Raw genomic sequence first — 261 nt, forward strand, 5'->3', positions numbered from 1 at the left:
GCTAGCTTATGCCTTTGCACTAACCTCACGATGTCCGACCGTGATTAGCTAACCTTCGTGCTCCTCCGTTACTCTTTGGGAGGAGACCGCCCCAGTCAAACTACCCACCAGACACTGTCCTCACCCCAGATTATGGGGCCGAGTTAGAACATCAAACATTAAAGGGTGGTATTTCAAGGTTGGCTCCACGCAGACTGGCGTCCACGCTTCAAAGCCTCCCACCTATCCTACACATCAAGGCTCAATGTTCAGTGTCAAGCT

General features: G+C 51.7%; 1 rRNA gene. It reads right to left on the reverse strand.

Annotation, left to right across the window (positions count from 1 at the left end):
• Positions 1-261, reverse strand: a 23S ribosomal RNA gene (locus tag V2S86_RS25535); the annotation flags it as partial.

It is taken from the genome of Serratia sp. C2(1) (genome assembly GCF_036352655.1).
Taxonomy (GTDB): Bacteria; Pseudomonadota; Gammaproteobacteria; order Enterobacterales; family Enterobacteriaceae; genus Serratia; species Serratia inhibens.